The organism is Streptomyces sp. NPDC048392 (assembly GCF_043200575.1).
Taxonomy (GTDB): Bacteria; Actinomycetota; Actinomycetes; order Streptomycetales; family Streptomycetaceae; genus Streptomyces.
Genome location: NZ_JBICYB010000006.1, coordinates 212,050 through 233,093, shown reverse-complemented (window position 1 = coordinate 233,093; position 21,044 = coordinate 212,050). Strand labels below are relative to the sequence as shown.

17 protein-coding genes and 1 pseudogene are annotated in these 21,044 nt (G+C 70.3%); 8 read left to right on the top strand and 10 right to left on the bottom strand.

Annotation, left to right across the window (positions count from 1 at the left end; translation table 11 throughout):
- Nucleotides 1-848 precede the first annotated feature (848 nt).
- The gene (locus ACGFYH_RS12330) at nucleotides 849-1,091 is read right to left on the bottom strand and encodes a DUF6411 family protein (RefSeq protein WP_210958462.1); all 243 of its coding nucleotides are present in this window, start codon (nucleotides 1,089-1,091) and stop codon (nucleotides 849-851) included.
- A gap of 149 nt (nucleotides 1,092-1,240) precedes the next feature.
- Here ACGFYH_RS12330 and eno point away from each other — a divergent pair.
- Nucleotides 1,241-1,787, top strand: a pseudogene (eno, locus tag ACGFYH_RS12325) (phosphopyruvate hydratase); the annotation flags it as partial.
- 291 nt (nucleotides 1,788-2,078) lie between these two features.
- On the opposite strand, the gene ACGFYH_RS12320 reads toward eno, so the two are convergent.
- Nucleotides 2,079-2,321, bottom strand: coding sequence for a DUF5133 domain-containing protein (locus ACGFYH_RS12320; RefSeq protein ID WP_393803060.1), 243 nt, complete (start codon nucleotides 2,319-2,321; stop codon nucleotides 2,079-2,081).
- Nucleotides 2,322-2,569: 248 nt separating this feature from the next.
- Entirely contained in the window at nucleotides 2,570-2,872 is a 303-nt protein-coding gene (locus ACGFYH_RS12315) for an STAS domain-containing protein (protein WP_393803110.1), read from the bottom strand.
- Between the two features lie 179 nt (nucleotides 2,873-3,051).
- Here ACGFYH_RS12315 and ACGFYH_RS12310 point away from each other — a divergent pair, with 179 nt between their 5' ends.
- Nucleotides 3,052-3,423, top strand: a complete 372-nt coding sequence (locus ACGFYH_RS12310; protein WP_393803059.1) for a helix-turn-helix transcriptional regulator — start codon at nucleotides 3,052-3,054, stop codon at nucleotides 3,421-3,423.
- 338 nt (nucleotides 3,424-3,761) lie between these two features.
- On the opposite strand, the gene ACGFYH_RS12305 is transcribed toward ACGFYH_RS12310, so the two are convergent.
- Nucleotides 3,762-4,241 (bottom strand): ATP-binding protein, encoded by a 480-nt coding sequence (locus ACGFYH_RS12305; RefSeq protein WP_393803058.1) that lies wholly within the window; start codon nucleotides 4,239-4,241, stop codon nucleotides 3,762-3,764.
- Between the two features lie 431 nt (nucleotides 4,242-4,672).
- Nucleotides 4,673-5,986, bottom strand: coding sequence for a cation:proton antiporter (locus tag ACGFYH_RS12300; protein ID WP_393803057.1), 1,314 nt, complete (start codon nucleotides 5,984-5,986; stop codon nucleotides 4,673-4,675).
- Nucleotides 5,987-6,415: 429 nt separating this feature from the next.
- Here ACGFYH_RS12300 and ctaD point away from each other — a divergent pair, with 429 nt between their 5' ends.
- Both ctaD and ACGFYH_RS12290 read left to right on the top strand, forming a co-directional pair.
- Entirely contained in the window at nucleotides 6,416-8,128 is a 1,713-nt protein-coding gene (ctaD, locus tag ACGFYH_RS12295) for a cytochrome c oxidase subunit I (RefSeq protein WP_393803056.1), read from the top strand.
- Between the two features lie 414 nt (nucleotides 8,129-8,542).
- On the top strand, nucleotides 8,543-10,195 hold the full coding sequence (locus ACGFYH_RS12290; protein WP_393803055.1) for a SpoIIE family protein phosphatase: 1,653 nt from the start codon (nucleotides 8,543-8,545) through the stop codon (nucleotides 10,193-10,195).
- Nucleotides 10,196-10,648: 453 nt separating this feature from the next.
- On the opposite strand, the gene ACGFYH_RS12285 is transcribed toward ACGFYH_RS12290, so the two are convergent.
- Nucleotides 10,649-10,783, bottom strand: a complete 135-nt coding sequence (locus tag ACGFYH_RS12285) for a hypothetical protein (protein ID WP_393803054.1) — start codon at nucleotides 10,781-10,783, stop codon at nucleotides 10,649-10,651.
- A gap of 154 nt (nucleotides 10,784-10,937) precedes the next feature.
- On the opposite strand from ACGFYH_RS12285, the gene ACGFYH_RS12280 reads away from it, so the two are divergent.
- The 3 genes from ACGFYH_RS12280 to ACGFYH_RS12270 all read left to right on the top strand — a co-directional run bounded on the left by ACGFYH_RS12280 (nucleotide 10,938) and on the right by ACGFYH_RS12270 (nucleotide 14,311).
- Nucleotides 10,938-12,098 (top strand): PP2C family protein-serine/threonine phosphatase, encoded by a 1,161-nt coding sequence (locus ACGFYH_RS12280; protein WP_393803053.1) that lies wholly within the window; start codon nucleotides 10,938-10,940, stop codon nucleotides 12,096-12,098.
- Between the two features lie 210 nt (nucleotides 12,099-12,308).
- The gene (locus ACGFYH_RS12275) at nucleotides 12,309-12,569 is read left to right on the top strand and encodes a hypothetical protein (RefSeq protein ID WP_393803052.1); all 261 of its coding nucleotides are present in this window, start codon (nucleotides 12,309-12,311) and stop codon (nucleotides 12,567-12,569) included.
- Between the two features lie 1,136 nt (nucleotides 12,570-13,705).
- Nucleotides 13,706-14,311, top strand: a complete 606-nt coding sequence (locus ACGFYH_RS12270; RefSeq protein WP_393803051.1) for a dihydrofolate reductase family protein — start codon at nucleotides 13,706-13,708, stop codon at nucleotides 14,309-14,311.
- Nucleotides 14,312-14,921: 610 nt separating this feature from the next.
- Here ACGFYH_RS12270 and ACGFYH_RS12265 read toward each other — a convergent pair.
- The 3 genes from ACGFYH_RS12265 to ACGFYH_RS12255 all read right to left on the bottom strand — a co-directional run bounded on the left by ACGFYH_RS12265 (nucleotide 14,922) and on the right by ACGFYH_RS12255 (nucleotide 19,210).
- The gene (locus ACGFYH_RS12265) at nucleotides 14,922-15,335 is read right to left on the bottom strand and encodes a DUF4190 domain-containing protein (protein ID WP_393803050.1); all 414 of its coding nucleotides are present in this window, start codon (nucleotides 15,333-15,335) and stop codon (nucleotides 14,922-14,924) included.
- A 504-nt stretch (nucleotides 15,336-15,839) separates the two neighbouring features.
- Nucleotides 15,840-17,888 (bottom strand): CocE/NonD family hydrolase, encoded by a 2,049-nt coding sequence (locus ACGFYH_RS12260; RefSeq protein WP_393803049.1) that lies wholly within the window; start codon nucleotides 17,886-17,888, stop codon nucleotides 15,840-15,842.
- Between the two features lie 17 nt (nucleotides 17,889-17,905).
- Nucleotides 17,906-19,210: an acetyl-CoA carboxylase biotin carboxylase subunit family protein gene (locus ACGFYH_RS12255; protein ID WP_393803048.1), complete on the bottom strand. Its 1,305-nt coding sequence runs from the start codon at nucleotides 19,208-19,210 to the stop codon at nucleotides 17,906-17,908.
- 111 nt (nucleotides 19,211-19,321) lie between these two features.
- Between ACGFYH_RS12255 and ACGFYH_RS12250 the strand changes: the two genes are divergently transcribed.
- Complete coding sequence (locus ACGFYH_RS12250; RefSeq protein ID WP_393803047.1) at nucleotides 19,322-20,083, top strand: ZIP family metal transporter; 762 nt, start codon at nucleotides 19,322-19,324, stop codon at nucleotides 20,081-20,083.
- Between the two features lie 128 nt (nucleotides 20,084-20,211).
- Here the strand turns inward: ACGFYH_RS12250 and ACGFYH_RS12245 are convergent, their stop codons facing one another.
- Nucleotides 20,212-20,976, bottom strand: coding sequence for an SDR family oxidoreductase (locus tag ACGFYH_RS12245; RefSeq protein WP_393803046.1), 765 nt, complete (start codon nucleotides 20,974-20,976; stop codon nucleotides 20,212-20,214).
- Nucleotides 20,977-21,044 lie beyond the last annotated feature (68 nt).

Below are 21,044 nucleotides of genomic sequence, written 5' to 3'. Positions count from 1 at the left end.
GGGTCTGGGGCACCCGGACGGTCTTGCTCGCCCGGGTGATCCTGATGGCGTTCGGCTCCTTGCCTCTTTCGATCCGCCTGTTTCTGTTACTGCTGGGTGATGCGGTATTGCCATGCGGCCCCTCGTGGGCCGCTCGACCCGGCAGCCAGTGAAGGAACCCTCCACTTCCGGCTCCGCCTCTCCGCTGTCGGGTCGCACCTTCTTGACCTGCTCGCACGGCAGTTCGTCCCTGCCGCACCCTTCGACTTCTGGGCTGTGCGGACAACACTAGCCTCCACCAAAGCCAATGTCTACAGCCGCCAAAACAGATTTACTCCGTTCATGGGTACCGGGACTCTGTCTCTCTCACGTCCGCGAGCGTTGCCCGCCTGGTCGAAGGGCGCCCGCGAAGCACCGGATCGGGCCTGCGGCACAACCGATCGGACGGGGTGTTATCCGTGCACGAGTGGGACGGATGCGGCCCACACGGCATCCCCAGCGGTCCCTCGTGGTGGCGGACGACGGTTCCACCGCCATGTGTCGCCGGGCGCGGGCGGGAGGGCGCCGCTACGAGGTGGGTTTCGGCGTACACGGTCACCTGTGCGTTCGCCGCAGCCCGGTAGCAGCGCGAGGACACTCCGGCCTTGGGCCGCGGACCGCGGGGCGAGGGGGTGCGTAGACGGTCCACGGCCGTCCGCCTGCTTCCCCGCAGGCCCGGCCCGAGCGAGGCGAGCAGCGGGCCGGGCCTTCGGGTGCGTTCGGCGCACCGTCACTGGGCGAGACACCGAAAAGCGGGGCGAGTCGCCGCATACCGAGGTTGGTGCGGCAGGCCACGGCGGCCGACGGTACCCGTTCGCCCAGCGCCGGACTCAGAACGGCATGCGGCCCCTGGCCCGGCGCCCTGCGGAACCGCTCCGGCCCAGAGCGCGCGAGCTGGAGCGGAAGGGCTTGCTGAACAGCCGTCCCAACGGACCGGGCGCCTTGCTTCCCGCGCGGGAACCGACGCCCATGGTGCGCTGCGCACCGTTTTGCGGATGCCGCGAGAGCCGGGGCAGCAGAAAGGCGAGTACCGCCAGCACGACGCAGAGGACGATGATTCCTGCGATGACCATCTCGTATCTCCTGGTTCGGGCCTTCGGGGCTGTTGTCCGTGCACTTCCTCTTGCCCCCGGAAGGACGGTGCACGCGCGGTGACTCCGCCGGCCTCTCATCGCATCCCGGCACCCGACTGACGGTGGCGCCTGCCGACCAGGCCATCCCAGCGTCGGAGTTCTTCCGTCACGGCGTGTACGACTATGCGGGCGAGGGGGTGCGCCGTACCCCCTCCGAGCACGCCGACTACCTCACGAACTCGTCGACGCCCACCCGGTCGTCTCCATCGCAGGCCCGATGGCTGAGAACGACCTGGACGGCTGGCGCGAGCTGACCGCCCGCGTCGGCGGCCGCTGCCAACTCACCGGCGACGACGTGCTCTGCTCCGACGAAGCGCTGCTGCGCGAGAGCTTCCGCACCGGCGTCGGCAACTCGGTCCTGGTCAAGGTCGATCAGATCGGCACTCTGACCGAGGCACTGGCCGCGGCGACCACGGCCCACCAGGGGGCTGGACGGCTGTCATGTCACACCGCTCGGGCGGGGCGGAGGACACCGGCGTCGCGGATCTCGCGGTGGCCACCGGCTGCGGTCGGATCAGGACCGGCTCGATCTCCCGCTCCGACCGTACGGCGAAGTACGACCAACTCATCCGGATCGAAGAAGAACTGGGCGACTCGGCGCGGTTCGCGGGCCGCGCCGCACTGTGTCGGACGTGAACAGCGTGCGGTCCTGGCGACCGCCCGGGGCCAGGTGAACCAGGGGCCGGTCGGGACGGGAAAGGACACGGCGGCCGGGACGTCTCTCAGGCGAACCAGCTGATCGGACGCGACGCCCTGTCGTCCATGGTGCGGGTGCCGGTGACGATGTCCGCCACCAGTGACCGGGAGCCGTCGACGGTGCGCCCCCACGACCGTGACCCCAGGCGATTGCTCGGTAAGCAGGCGTCCGAGCGGCTCAGCCACTCGGTGTCGTCCGACGCGCACCACGGGAAGCGAAGGGGGCTCGGTCTAGGCGGCCATCGCCTCCTCGCCCGGGGAGACGCTCGTACGGCGGACGTGCTGTTCGAGCAGGGTGTCTGCCGTGCGCAGAGCTTCCTCGGCGGTGCGGGCCCCGGTCATCACGCACAGCGTGTAGGTGGCGTCTTCGAGAGCCCTGCTGGTGTGGCCGGTCGGACACACGTCGTGTTCGATGCGCGCCTGGGCGAACCGGGCCAGCGCAGCTCGCAGTTCCTTCTCCGTCGGAAGGATCATCGTGATAACTCTCCCCTCATGGACCCCGCCCGCAGCACGGCCGGCCGCGGCACGGGGAAATGACTGTCTCCATGGCGCCTGACGGCCACGGTTCAGGACCGGGCGGCGTCAAGCAGAACTCCGGATGCCCCCCGTCGAAAGGTCCATGCCACAGGTGCGGGGCCCATCGTTCGGGCCGCGACTCCGGCCGCCGCCCCGCCCTCGCCGAGTCGCCCCACGGCGGACCGTGGCACGGCGGGTGGGTGAGGTCAGCAGGCAGCGGCTTCTTCCACCGTCTCCCGTACCTTGAGGACCGCGTCGACTCCGGTGATCTGCAGAAGCCGCCGCAACTGCTGCGTCGGCGCGGCCACGCGAAGGTCGACGCCTCGATGGGTGACGATCAGCAGATTCAACAGGGTGGAATCGGCGAAAGTGATGCCGGAAGCATCCAGAATCACCTTCGAGTGCCGCTTGGCCGCGGTGTCCAGCGCGGCAGCCAGGGGAGCGATCGAGCCCATGTCATAGGCGCCTCGCGCACAGACGACCCAGGCGCCGCACCATTCGTACCGCACTACGGCGACCTGATCCTCCCGTCGGCTCACATCGGTGTCACCCGTGCACCCTGTGACCGCGTCACGCCAAGACACCTTCGGGTCCCTCCTGTGTCCCCCATACGGATCCTGCCAACTAATGCACGAAATATATGTCACGTATAGGACTTCACGCAAAGCCGGTCCGTAGAATGCTGTGCATGGTTGAAGTGCCTGAACCTCACACCGGTTGGACGTTCGTCACCAATCACGCGCGCGTGCTGGCGGCCATCGCGGACAATCCGAACATCCGGATCCGTGACATCGCCGCCCGCTGCCGGCTCACCGAGCGGGCCGTCCAGCGGATCATCTCCGACCTGGAGCAGGACGGGTACCTCTCCCACACCCGCGACGGGCGCACCAACACCTACCGCATCCAGCCGGACAGGGTCCTGCGCCACCCGGCGGAAGCGGGCCTGACCGTGGCCTCGCTGCTCTCCCTGCTCGTACAGGACGAGACCGACCGCGGGCGGCACGGAACCCAGCCATCCCGCCTGGCCGGTGGCAGAGGGCGCGCATCAGAAGCGGACTAGACGCCCATCGCGGCACCCTGTCCCCCGCTCGCGCGCGGCCACCCCGCGAACCGGCCTCACTCCCCCGCTCGCCGCGGCATCCGTCGGTCGCGCTCACGGGAGGCGGCGGAGCACTGAGCCCGCACGTGGCGGGCGGCTTCCACCAGCCTCTCCCGGCCCCTCGGCCAACCTCTCGCCTGGCACCGCGCCTTCGGACGGGGCCACCACCCGGCACGATCGCGTGTGTGCCGACCGGGCATGCGTCTCAGGAGGGCCGTGTGCGGCAGTGGACGCGGCACGACCGCAAGCCGCACAGTCCTCTCGCCGCATCCCATAGCCGGCGGCGCTGAGCCGAGGCTCTACGGGGACGGGCGACCGAGGTCGCTGTCGCGGGAATCGCCGTTCAGGGCGATGCGGACGGTGATCCGCTTGCCGATCGGCTCGCGTCGCGCTTCGAAGCCCTGGGCGACAGCCATCACGATCTCCAAGCCGTGCTGTCCGACCCGGCCGGCGTCCGCCGCCCGGGCGGTCGGCAGCACCGGGTCGGAGTCCCACACCGCGATCTCCACCGAGTCGCCGCGGAGGCGGAGATCCATCAGCGCCGGTCCGGGAGCGTACTTGCGCGCGTTGGTGACCAGCTCGCTGACCACCAGACGGGTCAGGTCCGCGGCGCGTTGCGAGACGGCCACGCCGTACTCGGTCCGCGCCCGGGCGAGGTACGCGTCGGCCGAGTGTCGCGCCTGAGCGATGCAGGCGCCGTCACCGTCCAGGGCCACACTGACCCGTGCAGGCCGGCCCCGTGGTGCCGCGTCGTCCTGCTCCGCCGGCTCTGCTTCCATCACGGCCACCGTTCGTTCCCCGCTCACATCGACGGCGCGTACCCCCACTTCCCCGGGGCACACCGCACCGACCTGTTGTGTTCGCCACACCAGTACGCCGGTCCACGCCGGGCACCACCACGCACCTGGTCGGGAGTGCGCCGGCATCACCGGCATGACCGGCACAGAGCTCCGTGCCCGCATCCCCTCCGGCACTCTCCCCCGGCTCGACGAGGCAGGGGCCTGTATCGCCGCCGGAACGACCAGCGGCAGAGGTGCGGGGGCGGGATACGGGTAGTGGGCCGTCCGATGCCGCGGCTCCACCCCGCGGCGGGCTGCTGCGCGACCAAGTCGAAGACCGCCGCTGGGCGTGCGGGACTTCAACGCCTTCTACCGCTCCGCCACCTCAGCCCTGTGCCCCTCGGGTAGTTCCCCGAGCACGCACGGCGCGGTCACAGACGCTCGCCGGCAACGTCCTCCTCGTTCGGTGTCCGTCCGGTGTACGAGCGGCGTCGCGCCCGCAGCCACCGCAGCCGGTCGAGGCGGGAGATCGCAGGCGTGGCGGTCACACCGTGCAGGATGACGGACGCGAGGACGGTGAAGATCACCACGGTCCACAGCTGCCCGGCGGGCACATGGAAGCCCTCCGTGCCGAGCGCGTAGGCGAGGTAGAACAGCGAGCCGATGCCGCGGATGCCGAAGAAGGCGGTCACGAGGCGCTCCCGGGGACCGGCGGCCGTGCCGGACTGCGCGACCCAGCCGGTCAGCGGCCGGACGACGAGCAGGAGCAGGAGACCGACGGCCGCCGACTGCCACGTCAGGTCGGCCAGGGCGCCCTGCGCGACGCAGACGCCCAGCACGAGGAGGATGCCGGCGGTCAGCAGTCGTTCGACCTGCTCGACGAAGTCGTGGAGCACGGTGTGGTAGCCGTGATCGCTTTCGGCGGCGCGGATGCGGCAGGCGGTGACGAAGACGGCGAGGAAACCGTAACCATGGGCGAGCTCGGTGACCCCGTAGGAAAGGAACGTGGCGCCCAGGGCGACGAAGCCCTCCCGGTGCTCGGACAGCCGTACCGCCTGCCGGCCGGCGCGGAAGAAGAGCCAGCCGAGAAGTCTGCCGACGGCCAGCCCCGCCAGCACGCCGACCACGCACGCGTACAGCACGTCGACCAGCAGCCAGTGACCGACCCAGCCGCTGGACAAGCCGCTGCCCGCCGCCGCGGCCAGCGCGATCGCCGCCATGACGACGGGGAAGGCGAGGCCGTCGTTGAGGCCGGCCTCGCTGGTGAGGGCGAAACGCACCTCGTCCTCGTCGTGCTCCGAGTCGGTGGGCGCGCCCACCCGCACCTCGGAGGCGAGCACCGGGTCGGTGGGCGCGAGTACGGCCGCCAGCAGCAGCGCGGCGGCCGGCGGCCAGTCCAGCAGCCACCAGGCGAGGAGCCCCATCGCCGCGATGGTCAGCGGCATGGTGATGCCGATCAGCCGCCAGGGGGCACGCCAGCGGCGCAGACCGAAGGGGCGGTTGAGCGCGAGCCCGGCGCCCATCAGTGACACGATGACGCAGATCTCGGTGACGTGCTGCACCCACACCCGGTCACGCGTCAGGTCGATCTCCGGCAACGGAGTGGGCAGCAACTGCAACCCCATCCCGCAGGCCAGGAAGACGAGCGGCATGGACAGGGGCCGCCCGGCCACCAGCCGGGGAAGCACGGCCGCCGCGAGGGCGCCGGCCCCGAGCACGGTGAAGAGGAAGTCAGACAAGGTCACCGCTGACGTGTGCCCGTTGCCGCGAGGCCGTACGCAGGCCGCTCGGCCACAGGCCGGCGGGAGCCCTGCCGCGGGGCTCGGGGCAGGTGCCCGGCTCGCAGACCTGGTGACGTCGGGGAGCTTCTCGTCGCGGTCTCGCGCGTACCGGAGAAGCGCGGCGAAGTCCTCGTCCTGAGTGAGGCTGCGCCTGCCCTGAGGGCGCCCAGGGCCTAGCTAGTCGAAGGTGGCCGGGCACCGAGAGCCTGCCGCGGTCGGGCGACACCGGCCACTTTGTCGCACCAAAGGGTGGCCTCGGCGCCGGGGCCACCCGGCTGTCGAACGGGACTCGCCCTCACCCCGGGGTCCCACGGCGCGTTGAGGTGCGGACCGTCCGCGTTTACGGGATGTTGACCTATCGACACGCGGTTTGCAGCGAACACGAGGAAGCTCATGACCACACAGACGGAGCCGACCACGTTGGTGCCGGCGGAGGGCAAACGCGGCCGGGGGCGGGTGGTGATCGAGTGGCTGACCACTACCGATCACAAGAAGATCGGTCACCTGTACCTGATCACGTCGTTCGCGTTCTTCCTGATCGCCGGAGCACTGGCGATGGTCATCAGAGCCGAACTGGCGCGGCCGGGCCTGCAGGTCCTGTCCGCCGAGCAGTACAACCAGTCCTTCACGATGCATGGCACGATCATGCTGCTGCTGTTCGCCACCCCGACGTTCGCCGGGTTCGCCAACGCCGTCATGCCGCTGCAGATCGGATCGCCGGATGTGGCGTTCCCCCGACTGAACATGCTGTCGTACTGGTTGTTCCTCTTCGGCGGCCTGATCGTGCTCGGGAGCTTCCTCACCCCGCAGGGTGCCGCGGACTTCGGCTGGACGGCCTACACCCCGCTCAGCGGCCCCATCCGGACCGGGTACCTCGGCGCAGACCTGTGGATCATGGGGCTGGCGCTCTCCGGATTCGGCACCATCCTCGGTTCCGTCAACTTCATCACCACGATCGTGTGCATGCGCGCGCCGGGCATGACCATGTTCCGGATGCCGATCTTCACCTGGAACGTGCTGCTGACGTCGGTGCTCGTCCTGCTGGCCTTCCCCGTCCTGGCGGCGTCCCTGTTGGTGCTGGAGGCGGACCGTCAGTTCGGTGCCCATGTCTTCGACGCCGAGGTCGGCGGGGCGGTCCTGTGGCAGCACCTGTTCTGGTTCTTCGGCCACCCCGAGGTCTACATCCTCGCGCTGCCGTTCTTCGGGGTCATCACCGAGATCATTCCCGTGTTCTCCCGTAAGCCGATTTTCGGCTATATGGGACTGGTCGGTGCCACCCTCGCCATCGCGGGCCTGTCGGTCACGGTCTGGGCGCACCACATGTTCGCCACCGGCGCGGTCCTGCTCCCCTTCTTCGCGTTCATGACCTACCTCATCGCCGTGCCCACCGGTGTGAAGTTCTTCAACTGGATCGGCACGATGTGGAAGGGATCACTCTCCTTCGAGCCGCCGATGCTGTGGTCGGCCGGTTTCCTGGTGACGTTCCTCTTCGGCGGTCTGACCGGTGTCATCCTGGGCTCGCCTCCCCTGGACTGGCACGTCACCGACTCGTACTTCGTCGTCGCGCACTTCCACTACGTGCTGTTCGGCACGATCGTCTTCGCGATGTTCGCGGGCTTCAGCTTCTGGTGGCCGAAGATGACGGGCACGATGCTCGACACCCGCCTGGAGAAGGTCCACTTTTGGACCTTGTTCGTCGGCTTCCACACCACGTTCCTGGTCCAGCACTGGCTCGGTGCCGAAGGGATGCCACGCCGGTATGCCGACTACCTTGCCGCCGACGGCTTCACCGCACTCAACACCGTCTCCTCCATCGGCGCCTTCCTGCTGGGTCTGTCCACTCTGCCCTTCCTCTACAACGTCTGGAAGACCGCGCAGAAGGGTGAACGCGTCAAAGTCGACGACCCCTGGGGCTACGGGCGCTCCCTGGAGTGGGCGACCTCCTGCCCGCCTCCTCGTCACAACTTCGTCACCCTGCCGAGAATCCGCTCCGAGTCCCCCGCCTTCGACCTGCACCACCCCGGCGTCGTGGTGTTCGACCAGAAGGAGAACACCGGCAAGCGCGATGTTCTGGACGCGCCGGGACACGAAGGTGACCGGTCGTGACCCGCTAAGCGACCGGTCGCCCCTCCGGAACACGAGGGCTCCGGGCTGGTCTCCCAGGTCGAGAGCCACCTCCTGCTTCAGACCGGGCGTGAGCAACCGCGGCACGAGCCCCAGGCCCTCCGCGCCCGCCTCCCCCGGCTCACCACCCGGGGCGAGGGTCTGACGGACGGGCCAGTGGTGGCACGGCGGCAGGACGCGGAGCGCCGAGGCCGCGATCGAAGCCCTCACCGGATCCGGAAGCCGTCCGGCGAGAGCGACGTGCGGCATGGCATGCTCACGCTGGGGTACTCGAACGGATTCGCGTCGCGATCGAGGAGAGACATGGACGATGCCGCTGATGCCGGCTTGGGAGACGGCCCCGCGCTCGGGCATCACGCGCAGTCCGATGCCTCACTCGGCGCGACGCTGGAGAGGATGGGTTCCCCCGCCCTCGTGGTGAATGACGACGGCCTCATCGTCGCGGCCAACAGCGCGGCCCAGCGGGCGCTGGGCCGAGACCTGGCAGGCCTCATGGGGCAGGATTCCCATGAACTGCTGCACCGGGACAGCCATGGGCATGCCATGCCCCGCACCCGCTGCCCGATGAGGAAGGCGCTCCTCACCGAAAAGACCGGGCAGGGGGATGCCGAGTGGTTCGCCCGCGGCGACGGCACCTTCTTCCAGTCCTCCTGGCTGGTCACCCCCTACGCGCCCAGCCCGGGGATGCCTGGCGCGCTGGTGTTGTTCTACGAGGCGCAGCAGGACGAGGTGCCTCGCGGCGATGACAGATTCTCAGCGCGGCTGACGGAACTGGACCGCCTGGCCCTGCTCGCGGAGACGACCACACAGCTCACGTCGACGCTGAACGTGGACGAGGCACTGCACCGCCTGGCGGCCCTGACCGTTCCCCGGCTGGCGGACTGGGCGGTCTTCGACCTGCTCACCGAACGCGACGAAGTGCGACGAGTTCTGGTGATGGAACACAAGGACGGGATCCTGGTCGAACGGGACGATCTGCAAGGACCCATGCCTCCCGTGCCGGAGGAGTCCCCGATGCCCCTCTCGCGTGCGCTGCGCGGCGCCGCCTCCTCCCTGGCCGGCCCCTCCACCTATCAGGGGGCGCCCGATTCGGGCATCGCAGTCGAGCAACAGCGCCTGTTCTCCGTGACCGGTATGCACTCCGCCGTCATCGCGCCCATCCGCGGCCTTCGCGACGTACTGGGTGCCCTGACCCTGGGCCGCGCGCAGCGTCATGCCGCGTTCACCGTCGCGGACCTGCCGCTGCTGGAGGATCTCACCCGCCGCACAGGCCTGGCCCTGGACAACGCGCGCCTGTACCAGCGCCAGCGCAAAGTCGCCGAAACCATGCAACGCCACCTGCTGCCCCAGCTCCCCACCGTGCCCGGGCTGGAGATGACCGCGCGGTACCTGCCCGCTCCGGACGCCTCGTCCGTCGGCGGGGACTGGTACGACGCCTTCACCCTGACCGGCGGCGCTCACGCACTGGCCATCGGCGATGTCGTCGGACACGACCTCGATGCCGCAGCCGGCATGGCGCAGACCCGCAACATGCTGCGCGCCTTCGCCTGGTCTCAGCCGAAGGCCGCCCCCAGTGCCGTCGTCTCACGCCTCGACGAGGCAGTGATGCACATAGCCGAGGTACCGATGGTGACCATGATCCTGGCCAGGCTCACACTCGGCGACAACGCACTGTGGCACCTGCACTGGACCAATGCCGGGCATCCGCCCCCGCTGCTCGTCACGCATGACGGTCAGGCGCAGTACCTCAACGGGGCTCACGGCATCCTCCTGGGGACCGGCGTCACCAGACCCCGCCCCGACTCCGTCACCGTTCTGCCGCCCCGGTCGACACTCCTGCTGTACACCGACGGGCTGGTCGAATCCCCGCATCACTCCATCGACCGCGGGCTGGACCGGCTTCGCCGTCACGCCGCCTCTCTCGCCCACCGTCCCCTGGACTCCTTCTGCGACTCCCTGCTGGACCGGACCCGTCCGGACGACAATGACGACGACGTCGCCATGCTCGCGCTGCGCACCCCGTCCCACCTGGGACCGAGTGAAGGGTGAGAGCTCCGCCCAAGGGGTGCGCGTCTTCTCCGTCGCAGCACGGTGCGTGGAGGCCGCCTTCTTCGCCGGCGGCTCCCATGGAGCGACCCGCATAGTGCCCAGCCGCACACTGCGATACGCACCCGCCGGGGGATCCCCGCCGAGAGACGCCGCGACGCCAAGGCCAACGGTGGCGTCGGGCTGCGTCCTGCCGCGCTTCCGGCTGTTCCGAACGGGATGAGCGCCACGGTCCCGTTCGATGCGGCGATGCGGGGCATCTGGTGCTCAAGCAGTCGCGCCGACGCTTGTGAAGGCGTGACTGCCGCCGTGAGTCGAACAGCTGTCAGACAGCGGGGTAAGGGGCAGAGGGAACACATGGGGAGCACGCGACATGCTTCGGTCGGTGGGTCGGCTCGATGGCGCGTCGGCCACCGGCACCGCGGGGTCCGGCGAGGCGGTACCGCGGCGCGTGGATCACGCGCCGCGGGTACCGACGTCGGCGTCGTGCTGTATTTGCATCGCCGCGGTGTCGCAGCAGGCTTCCAGCAGCTCCGCGGCCGTGGAGGTCACGCGCGCGACCTCGTCGGGCCGGGGGCGGGAAGCAGTCACGGTCACACTCTCGCAGGCGCTGGGATGTGCGCCGGCGTACTGGGCGCATGAAACCGGACACAGGCGACTCGGTCTACCGGCGCACTCCGGCGAACGGCACAGGTATCGGGCGAGGCCCGTTCGGGCCCGGCAGGAGATCGGTGTTCTTTTCCTCGTGAACAGATTCGTGGCCGCTGAACGCGCTCTGCGGACGGCGGCACCTCATGAGTTGCTCGACGCCGTTCGGCGTGTACTCACGGACGGGTATGCTGCGCGATCGGTCGAACTGTTCATGGCCGACTACGGCCTGACCGTGCTGCAACCGGTGTCCGTGCTGCCCCACACCACGGAACCGATCGCGGTGCACAACAGCGCCGCCGGCCGCGCCTTCGGTTCCCAGGAACCTCATGTGGAAGCGGTCCGGGGCGGCCTGGTGCGCTTGCATCTTCCGGTGACGGTGCGCGGTGACCGGCTCGGCGTGCTGTCGGTGACGTTTCTCGACGGCGATCAGACCGAAGAGGTCCTGACCGAGCTGACCGATGTCGCCCAGGTACTCGCGCACGAGGCCGTGGTCGCGGAACGGGACACGGACGTGTACATGCGGGCGCGGCGCAGGGACCGGCTGACGCTGGCCGCGGAGATGCAGTGGCAGCTCCTGCCCGGCCGCTCGTGCGTGCGCCCGCAGTACGAGCTCGGCGCCCAGCTCGAACCCGCCTACGCCATCTTCGGTGACAACTTCGACTGGTCCGCCACCGCGGATCACCTGATGCTCTATGTCACCAACGGGATGGGTGAGGGCATGGAAGCCTCGCTGCTGACGAACCTGGCCATCAGCGCCCTGCGCAACGCGCGGCGGGCCGGTCTCTCCCTGGCCGACCAGACGGCCCTCGCAGACCAGGCCGTCTACGCCCACTACCGGGGGCACTGCCATCTGTCGGTGCTGATGCTGGACTTCGAACTGGCCACCGGACGTGTGTCCGTCGTGGACGCCGGCTCACCGCAGATGCTGCGGCTTCGTGACGGCGTCGTCGAGCGCGTCGAGTTCGAGGCGCAACTGCTCCTGGGCATGTTCGACGAGACCGACTACGTGACCCAGGAACTGTACGCCGAACCCGGGGACCGGCTCATCTTCGTCAGTGACGGAGTCTACGGGGTGGCTTCGCCCAAGGGGGAGGCGTACGGAGACGCGGCACTGGCCCGGGCGGTCCAGGCCACCCGCCCGCTTCCCGCCGCGGAGGTTCCGCGGGCCGTCCTGCGCGAACTGAGCGGTCACCGCGGTCAGTCGTCCTCCGACGACGACGCCCTGGTGGTCTGCCTGGACTGGCTTGGACGCTGACCGACGGGGCACGGCGGTTCGCTCGAACAGCGACCGGCCGCTCGTGGTTCGGGAGCCTGCCGTCCGTTGCCGCCGTGGAGTTCGCGGACGGGCACGGGCCGAGGTCCGGCAGCCCTGGTCCTGGCGGGGCGGCCGTAGTGGTGCGGGGCCGGGGAAATCCGTCAGAGTACAGTGATCGAAATTCTGGTCCCGTCGCACATCGAGGTCCCCATGGAGTCCCCCGACACCCCCTCGCGCGGCTACGCCGAGGTCCATGTCACCGCCGCGTCACCCGAGGTCGCACGGCGTGTGGCGGAGGTCCTCCGTCATTGCTTCGCCGCTACCGAGCAGCGCAGCTATCCCGCCGGCGCCGAGGGCGCGACCCGCCTCGAACTCACCGTGGACACCATGCGCACGGCGGAGCCGGCCCGCTCCTGGCTGGAGTCCAGCCGCTCGACCGGCCACACCGACCGGGGACTGGGACAGGACTGACGCCGGGCACCTGGCCGGGGACATCCGGTGCTCGCCCCGGGCTCGCCAGAGGTACGGCGGCTTCGGCGGCCCGCGTTCGCTCGTTCGCCGGCCGCACCACACAGGCGTTCAGGTCTCGAGAACCAGGACACGGAAACGGCCGACCGGCGCCGGGCGGGATGTGCCGGCTTCGACGTACCGCCACCCCCAGGACCGCAGCGCCTCGGCGGTCCTGTGGTCGGAGCGCTCCACCAGCGTGACGGCGACGGCGGCACCGTGGTCGGCGAGCAGCCGCTTCTGCAGTCGCCGGGCGAGGTTCCAGGAACGGTCGGTCCGGGTTCTGCCTGCGTACGCGGTCCGGAACGTGTATCCCGGAGACCATGAAGAGACGCCCGGCGGCGTGCGGCGGCAGCCTCCCGGGAGGGTATCCGCCGAAGGCCTCCCACCAGGGACCGTCGCCGCGTACGGGGAAGCCGTGGGCGCACCCGGTCAGCGCGGTGGTCTCCGCGATCAGCAACTCGAATCCGGGTCGCCGTACGTCGGCCGCCAGCCGTCGCAGGAACGCGCCGCGGGCCTGGTTCCATGCCCGGGGGCCGCCGCCGGACTCCCGGTGCCCGGCCCCGACCGGGCCGACCCGGCCCACCGCACCTGGCCGGATGCTCGTCGCCACTCGCGTCGTACGGGTCCGACAGGCGATCGCCCCCACGGAGCGAGCGTCGGTTCGTCGCCAGCGAGTCGGTCCGGCGCGCCGGCGTCGGCCACCGGCGGTTTGTGGAGCGGAGGAGGGAAGTGGTCGGCACGCCGGGAACCGGGCAGCGGCGGCGCCCGCGCGGGCTCGGCACCTGAGACGCGCTGTGCGCTTCAGGTTCCCCGCCGGTCGACTGGCCGTGGCCGTCGGTTTCCGTTGGTCCGGTCATCCCGGCGGCGTGGGGTCCGGCACGCACGTCCGCAGCGGTGTCGTCGGGTGCCGACGCTCGTCATCGATGCCTTCGTGAGCCTTGCGTCCACACACACCGGAGCCTGCCCGGGTCGGCCCAAAGGCACCGCGCCTCACGGCCGGGCGGATACGAACGACAGCCGTGGTGTCGCGCGGCGGAAGTTGCGCCGATGAGTTTCCGGCGGTTGTGCGGTCTACCCGTCGACGGAGGGAGCGCACCATGCGCAAGATCATTGTTTGCACGTTTCTGACGCTGGACGGCGTCATGCAGGCGCCGGGCGGTCCGGACGAGGACGTCGAGAGCGGCTTCGAGCACGGCGGCTGGCAGAAGCCGGTGGACGACGACGAGGTCGGCACGGCCATCGCCGCCTGGTACGAGCACTCCGACGCGATGCTGCTCGGCCGCAAGACGTACGAGATCTTCGCGTCGTACTGGCCGACCGCCGATCCGGACAACCCGTTCACCCACCGGATGAACAGCATGCACAAGTACGTGGCGTCCCGGACCCTGACGTCCGTCGAGTGGCAGAACTCCACGCTGCTGGAGGGCGGCGTCGTCGATGCCGTGCGCGGGCTGAAGGCGTCCGACGGGGGCGACATCAACGTCGTCGGCAGCGGCGACCTCGCCCAGACCCTGATGCGACAGGGCCTCGTCGACGAGTACCGGCTGACCGTCCATCCGGTGATCATCGGCACCGGCAAGCGGCTCTTCGCCGAGGGGGCGGTCCCCACCGCGCTGGAGCCGGTCAGCGTCACGACGACGAAGGGCGGCACCGTCGTGGGAGTCTTCCGGCCCAGCGGCAAGCCCCGCTACGACAGCTACTAGCGAGGCGGCTGCATCCCGGAGCACCGGGCGGGCCGAAGGAAGACGCCGGCGATGCCAGGTCCCGTCGCGGGGCCGGCCCGCTGGTCGGCCCGTCCCGGGATCACCACGGGGCCGCCGGGTCCGCGCAGGTGGTCGCGGACCGCCCGGGAGGACCAGGGGGAGTACGCCGTGTCGGCCAGGACGAGGCCGGGCCTGGTGGCGGGCCGTCCACGACGGCGGCGAACGCGCAGGCGGGCCCGCCACCTCGCCGATCGCCGGTCCCATTGCGGGTGGGCCACCCGGAATGACCGCCGGGTCCACACCTCAGGCGTGGCCGGGACGCGTCCCGCGCAGGACCCAGCCGGTCATGCTGCTCCGGGTCGGTTGTGCCGGGATCAGGAGTTCCTCCACATCCACGGCACCGAGCCGTCCGCCTCGGCGGCACGCGCCTGCCCTGCGGGGTCACTGCCCCTCACGGCACAGCCGGGAACGCCGCGCGGACACCGACCGCGGTGACGGCCGTCGCGAGGGCCACAGTCCTCGCCCCGCGGTCCGCGCGGGGCGCGTAGTCGGGCTGTCTCATCACGTGGCTCGCCACCGCGTCGTCGGCAGGACCGGGCCGTCGGCCGCGTCAGTTGTTGACGTCCTCCTTGAAGTCGTTCGCGCAGGCGTCGCGCTCGCTCTGGGTGTCGGCGTGCTGGACGCAGTCGTCGAAGTCCTTGAACTCGTCCGAGTTCAAGATCGACGCGCCGATCGCGATGATCACCACCGAGGCGATGGCCCCCAGCGTCCCCAGCACTGCCGCGACGATGGACATCTTGCGGTGCGGTGCTCGGCCGCCTCGTGCTCTGCGGGCGCCGATGATGCCGAAGATCAGCGCCAGGAGTCCGAGCACCACCCCGCCGACGACGGTCCAGAAGAGGAGGACGGCCAGGATCGCGAGAACGAGCGCGGCGACGGCCAGTCCGTTGCTGCGTCCCGTGCCGGCTCCGGGGTGCGTCTGTGCCGCGTCGGCGGGGGTTCCAGGGTGTTCGGGGTAAGTCACGTCATCACGCTCATCTCTGGTCGCGTCGGGGACGAGTTGCCGTGCATTGCGACTGCCCCGGCGTGCGTGACGGATGCCTCCGAGGCCGTCCGCGGTCCCACGGGCCCGCGAACACGGCCCGTGCGCACCGGGCCGCCCACCCTCCACGGGCGCGGGTCGAGACGGTCTCGCGCAGTGCCTCCAGGCCCGCCCCGACGAGGGGACGACCGGCACCGCCGCGCGCCGTACGGCGGCCACCGCCCCGGGCTCGTCCACGCGGCCCCGACCCGCGTGCCCCCGGCACGGCGCCGTGTCGACGCCTGTCCCGTCGGCCGCACCGGTGTCGCCGGGGTCATGACCACGCCCGGCGCGCGCGCCGCCGCCGCTCTGGCCACCCGGCTGACGCTCGGGCAGGAGGCCGCGTCGGTGCCGGTCCAGGGCGGGCCGGCGCCGGCGCCGGGGGTGCCGGGTCGCTGACGGACCGGCAGCGCGGTCCGGGGACGGAACGACCGCCTGACCGCGCGGTCACATCAGGTCCCGCGGCACCGTTTCGTTCCAGGTGCGGGAGAACACGCGGCGACCCGCTTCGTAGCCGTCGAGCGTGGCGTCCACGAAGAAGCTCTGTTCGTCGCAGGTGAGCCGGGTGTGGGTCACGACGCTGACGTCCCAGTCGTCGCGCCTGAAACGCATGGTCCACGTCGACTCGCCACGCGCCGACGTGAAGTCGTCGGCGGTCGCCGCGTACCGTTCGTGAGCCCGGCGGCCGACGTCGACGCCGATGTCGTCGCAGCGGATCATGCCCCGGTCCTTCACGATGTCCAGTTGGGCGTCGTAGTCGATCAGGTTGCGCTTGACTTCCCAGCGTTCCTCCGGAGGGGTCAGCGTGGTCGTCGTCAGCGGGGGTGTCCCCTCCGGGGCGCCGAACGGGTCGGCAGGTGTGTCGTCGGGCCGGTGCGTCGGACGGACGGGAAGGGTGAGCGTGCTGGTGCGCTCGTGGACACTCAGCTCGGCGGGCTTCGGCGGCGGCCAGGCGAGCGGCCAGTAGGAGGTGGACAGCGAGAGGCGGATCCGGTGCCCGGGCGGGAAGGTCTGGGCCACTCCGTTGAGCTGGACCGTGGCCCGGTAGCGGCGGCCGGGTTCCAGCGGCTCGGGCTGCTCGGTGCTCTCGCAGCGGGTCAGGTTGAGCAGGCCGTAGGTGACCCGCGTGGCGGCTCCGTCGGGGCGTACGTCGGACAGGCGCGCGGCCACCATGGCGACCGGTTCGGCGACCGACAGGTCGAGTTCCACGGTCGGGGAGCCCAAAATCTCCAACGGCTCGGTGAGCGGGTCGGTCTCGAAGACGAGGGAGCCGCCGTCCTCTTCGCGCTGATCGTACGGCAGGTCGGGCGGCGCGTTGTAGGACGCCCACTTCCCCGCGAACTGGCCGACGGACAGCGGCGACCGCACGGTCAGCACGTCACCTGCCACGGCGCCTTCCCCGGGGCCGGAGGACTGCTTCGCCGGTTCCTCGATGCGATGCCGGCTGAGCGGGTGGGTGACCGGACGGACGTTCGGCGAGGGCCAGGACGGCTCCCCGACCCAGCGCCCCGGCCGTTCCTCGTACGACGTGGACGGCGGCACGCTGTCCTGCATCCACGTGCGGAGCATCGGGCCGTCCATGACGCCGTTGTCGACCCCCTTCAGCCAGTGGTCCCACCAGCGCACCACCTCCTGGAGGTAGCCGATGGCGGGGCCGGGCTCGCCGAGGTGGGGGAACTTGTGCGACCAGGGGCCGATCAGCCCCTTGCGGGGCACGTCCAGGTTGGCGAGCAGGCGGGTGACGGCGTTCGAGTAGCCGTCCGCCCAGCCGCTGGAGGCGAGGACGGGGCACCGTACGGCCTGGTAGTCCTCGGCGACCGAGGCGTGCCGCCAGTAGTCGTCGCGGCGCTGGTGCCGCAGCCATTCCAGCACCCACGGCCGGGTGTGCTCCAGGCGTTCGTGCCACATCTCGCGCCAGCGGTCGCCGACGACGGCCGGGTCGGGCGGGCAGGTGGCGTAGGCGAACATGGTGCCCGCCTCGGCCAGGTTGTCGGACAGCATCGCGCCGCCCATGTAGTGCATGTCGTCGGCGTGCCGGTCGTCCGTGAAGGACGCGATGACGATGGCCTTGAGGCTCGGTGGCTGCCTGGCAGCCACCTGGAGGGCCGCGAAGGCGCCCCAGGAGATGCCCATCATCCCGGTGCTGCCGTCGCACCAGGGCTGGTCGGCGAGCCAGGCGAGCACCTCCTCCGCGTCGCGCTGCTCCTGTTCCAGGTACTCGTCCCGCAGAACCCCCTCGGACTCCCCCGTGCCGCGCACGTCGACGCGGACACACGCGTACCCGTGTCCCGCGAGATAGGGGTGGTGGATCGAGTCGCGGACGGCGGTGAGGTCCCGTTTGCGGTAGGGGATGTACTCCAGTACCGCGGGCACGGGTTCGTGGTCGGACGACAGGGGCCGCCACACTCGCGCCGACAGGCGGACGCCGTCGGACATGGGGATGACGACGTGCTCTTCTTCCTTGGTCTCGTGGGGCAGTCGGGTCACGTAACGCATGGGTTCTGGCGTACTCCTTATGTTCGCGGTCCCGCGTCGGGCTCGTCGAAGGTGAGCCCGAGGGCCGTCACGCAGTGGTCGTACTTCCTGCGCAGGTCGTCCTCGTCGTCGCCGCCGGTGAAGATGTGCGCCAGCTCGTAGCTGTAACTGTCCTGCTGGGGGAGGTCGGACAGCGGCCGGCCCTCCCGGGGCAGAACGTGGATGCGCACGCCCGGTGTCTCCCGCTCGATCCGCGCGATCGTCTCCGGCGAGGGCACGTTGCGCACCACGCCGTCCGTGAACCAGCGGTAGTACCACTTCGCGGCCATCGCGTAGGGGCCCTGCCGGTGCGGCATGGTCGGGTCGGAACCCAGGGCGAGGGCCAGCATGGGGTGGTGGTTGGGCACGCCGTCCACGTACTGGAACAGCTCGGCGTGCGACTGGGAGTGGCGGGGGTTGATCTCGAGCAGGCTGATCTGCTGGCGACGCGGGTCGTAGAAGTACTCCACGCTGAAGGTCGCCGATTCGAAGCCGATACGGCGCATCACGCGCTCGGTGACGTCGTGCAGCCGCGCGATCACCTGCGGCGGGAGGGTGGAGGGGTACTGGTGGCGCAGGAAGCACGCCGAGTCCGGGTAGTCGATGGAGTCCAGGGTGCCGTAGACGGTCACCTCGCCCTGGTGAACGTATCCCTCCACGGCGACCTGGAGGCCCGAGCATTCCTCTTCGGCGAGGCACACCCGGCCTCCGACTCCGACCATCTCGGGCGGCAGGTCGATGCGGTCGAGGATGCGTTCGAAGGGGCGGCCGACACGGGAGATGCCCTCCCGGATCTCGGTGACTGCCTTCCGGAATTCCTCGTCGTCGCCGACTCCGAAGGCGAGTTCGGAGGAGTACGACAGTGCGGGCTTGAGCCACATCGGGTAGCGCATGCCCTCCGGCGGACGCGGGGGATCACCCTGCAGGTCGACGCGGCCGAACCGCGGGTGGCAGTCGGTGACCTCCTGCTGTTCCAGCCGGCTCCAGTACTTGTGCTCGCACTTGACCACCGACTCCAGACTGGTGGTGCGGGTGCCGTAGCGCTCGCCCAGGATCGGCACCAGGGTGCTGACCGGGAAGTCCCAGTACCCGACGATGGCGTCGATGCTCCCGTCGAAGGCGTCCAGCTCCCGCTGTGCCTTCTCCAGGATCTTCGGCACCGACACCTCGCCGCCCTGGAGCTCCTCGGCCGTCAACAGACCGTGAAAGCGCAGCGATTCCGCACCCGGTACGGCCTGGAGGGTCGGCAGATTGGCCTCGTCCAGGCCGACCACGAAGATGTTCTTCACGTTTTCTTCAGACACGACTCTCCTTTCAAGATCGGCGGGGTACCCTGTCACGCCCCACCCAACCTCGCGGTCCTCGAGGTCGCGGAGCGGCGGACTCGACGGAGTCCGGCTGGGTACCGGCCACGTATGAGCGAAGTGGTGCAGGCGGGACTGTGGGGATTGCTGGCCGGTTCGGCGCTGCTGCTGGGCGCGGCGATCGGTTTCAAGGTGCGGGTGCCTCAGAAGGTGATCGCCACTGTGATGGCCTTCGGTGCCGGCGTGCTCATCTCCGCGGTGTCCTACGAACTGGTCGGTGAGGCCTACGAGCAGGCGGGACTGGCGCCGGCGGCGATCGGCACCGTCATCGGCGCGGCCGCCTACACGCTCGGCAACCTCTGGCTGGCCCGCCGTGGCGCCCGCCATCGCAAACGGTCCGGTCACCACTTCGCGCACGCGCAGCCGTCCGAGGCCCAACAGGGCGGCTCCGGCCTGGCGCTGGCGTTCGGGGCGCTTCTGGACGGAGTGCCGGAGTCTGCAGTGATCGGGGTGAGCCTGCTCGACGGGGGCGCGGTCAGTACGGTCACCGTGGCGGCGGTGTTCATCAGTAACGTCCCGGAGGGGCTGTCGAGTTCCGCGGGCATGAAGCGAGCAGGCCGCGGCACGGCGTACGTCTTCGGTGTCTGGGGGGCGATCGCCGCCGCCAGTACTCTGTCCGCCGTCCTCGGCTACACCGTCGTCGGCGCCTTCTCGCCCGCCGTCATCGCCGCCGTCACCGCGGTGGCGGCCGGAGCGATCCTCGCGATGATCGCCGACACCATGATCCCTGAAGCCTTCGAAGACGCCCACCTGGCCATCGGGCTGGTCACGGTCAGCGGCTTCCTGGTCTCCTTCGCACTCTCCCACGCCTGAAGCCCACGTCGGCGCCTCCTCGTGAGGTGCCGCCTCACCGGGGCCGGTGTCGACGGGCACGCCGGAGGGTCCCGGCCAGGTGGACGCGGGGTCGCGGCGCCGTCGGGGCCGGCTGCGTCGGCACCGGGCTACTCGCCGTGCGGGTCCGAGTGGTTGAGCGTCTCGACGACCTGCTCGTAGTCGCCGCGGGCCTCCCCGTAGCGCAGGTACTTCACGCGTTCGACCTGGATCTCCCGGGCGTCGGGCTGGGTCTCGATCAGGCTCATCACCTCAGCGACGAACTCGTCGAGCGGCATGGCGTGCTCGTTGTCCTCCTGCCCGGGCAGGAGCGCCGTACGGACGGACGGCGGCTCGAGTTCGAGGATCTTCACCGACGTGCCGGCGAACTGGAGCCGAAGGGACTCGCTGAGCAGGTGGATGGCCGCCTTCGACGCGTTGTAGCTCGGCGTGACCTTGAGCGGCGTGAACGCCAGGCCGGAGGAGACCGTCATGATCGTGGCGTCGGACTGGGCTTGCAGATGCTCGACGAATGCGGCGATGAGGCGGATCGGACCGAGCACGTTCGTCGTGATCGTGGACTCGGCGGTGGTGAGGAACGACGCGGGACGGCGCCAGTCCTCGATGTGCATCACGCCGGCCATCGTCACCAGGACGTTGAGGTCCGGACAGCCGGCGAGCACCTGCTTCGCGGCAGAGTCGATGCTCGCGGCGTCCGTGGTGTCGATCCGGACGGTGCCGATGCCCGGATGCCTGGCTGCGATCTGTTCCAGCAGCTCGGCACGTCGGCCACCGACGATGACGGTGTTGCCCCTGGCCTGCAACGCGAGGGCGAGGGCGAGACCGATGCCGCTGGTGGAGCCGGGAATGAAGATGGTGTTTCCGGAGATGTTCATGCTTCGATCGTCGCCGGTTCCCGGGGGCGGGTTCAGGGAGCGGTTGTCGGGGGATCGGCGATCCCTGG